Source organism: Candidatus Saccharimonadia bacterium, assembly GCA_035544015.1.
Taxonomy (GTDB): domain Bacteria; phylum Patescibacteriota; class Saccharimonadia; order UBA4664; family UBA4664; genus UBA5169.
In genome coordinates this window covers 1-1,601 of sequence record DATKIP010000080.1, presented here as the reverse complement: position 1 = coordinate 1,601, position 1,601 = coordinate 1, and the positions used below count along the sequence as shown (strand labels likewise).

The window sequence follows — 1,601 nt, the reverse complement described above, 5'->3', positions numbered from 1 at the left end:
CCATCCCATTCTGATGTCCCCAGTCAAGCACACAGCGCACGGTTTCCCGTCTCCACGTGGACTCATCGTGAAGTTCTTGCACTGATGGATCGTGCAGAGGAGAAGGCGGGACCCAAAGACGTCGGTGAACAGGCTCTGATGCGCGGGTTGGATACCGCATTTCCGTTTTTTCGTCTGGGGCTGTCCTGGTCTAGAATCGGGCGTCGATCGGATGATCGGCCACATAATGGGTTTCAGGAATTCCCCTGCCGTGGTCCCGCCTTCACCCCTGCACGATTGATGTCTGCGACTATCCTCCTGATTCTGGTTGCAATGGAGGGGGCTGTGGGCCGGTCGAGCGCACCTCACGACTCGAGCGGTCCACAGCCCCCAACGACGTTACGCCTGTCGATGTGCCATGAGCTCGCGATTGATCGCCCAAATGAAGGCGGATAGCTCGCGGGCAATCGCCGTGGCGACTACCGTTCGCCGCTTGCCCTTCCGCTCGAGTGACCGGAAGCGCCCGCACAGTCTGGTTTGCGCTTTCCACGCAATCTCGCGCACGCGTCTCGGTGCAGCCTCCACCTTTGGCTGCTTCTCTCGGCTCACGCGCGGCGGATATCGATAGCTCCACGCCGCCTCCACAAGAATGCGTCGCGCCCGCCCATTTCCGGCCTTGGTGATGCCGCCGCGCTTGACCTTGTCACCGGTCGAGCTTTCTGAGGGCACGAGACCCAGATAGCCCATCAGCTCGCGCGGATTTTGAAAGCGGGAGAGATCACCGATCTCGGCCAGCACCCCCACAGCCGCAATGAGATCAATCCCCCGCATCGCCTGCAGGGCCGCGACAACCTCGGCGAGCGACCACTCGGGCACCGCCTCGCGGATGGCCTTTTCCAAACGCTCGACGCGCTCGCTTTCCTGGCGTATCCCCTCAAGTAGTTCTTCGAATGCGATGCGCTGCTCGCGATGCTCGAGCTTCTGTGCCATCAGCCAATTCATGTGGGCTGGCCCCCACGTCGTCTTGCCCGGATAGATGCGTCCCAGCCGCAGCATCAATGACGAGATCTGCTGGCGCTTGCCCTGGAGGTCTTTCTTCACTGCCTGACGGGCGCGCGAGAGATCGCGCATGGCCTCATGCCGCTCGTCCGGCACCCACACCGCGGTGAGCTCCCCCGCGCGCAAGAGCTTGGCAAGGCTTACCGCATCGCGCCGGTTCGTCTTCACTCGGTCGCCGGCCTTCTTCGGAACGAGCGAGGGAGCCACCACCAGGCACTCGTGGCCGAGGCTCTTGAGCAGTCTGTAGAGCCCATATCCTGTCGGCCCTGCTTCATAGCAAAACGTCAGATCACGGTATTTCGCTGCAAGCTTGGCCACGAGCTTTCGGATCGCTGCCTCCGTGGCAGGGAACTCCCCGAGATACCGCACCTCGCCGCCACGGCCGCCATCGGCAATTGCGATTGCATTACGCGATTTTGACGTATCGATTCCGACAAAGGCTTCGGTATGATGGCCCACGACTCGCCCTCCATGTTTGAGGCTCTGCCCGGCCCATCCGGGTAACCCTCGTCGCAACATCGAGGGTGAGTCGCCTCATTTGTGGAAGGGACATACAGTCTAGC

At 61.7% G+C, this 1,601-nt stretch carries 1 protein-coding gene; it reads right to left on the bottom strand.

Annotation, left to right across the window (positions count from 1 at the left end; genetic code table 11):
* Positions 1 to 378 precede the first annotated feature (378 nt).
* Complete coding sequence (locus VMT30_05475) at positions 379 to 1,497, bottom strand: IS110 family transposase (protein HVQ44387.1); 1,119 nt, start codon at positions 1,495 to 1,497, stop codon at positions 379 to 381.
* Positions 1,498 to 1,601 lie beyond the last annotated feature (104 nt).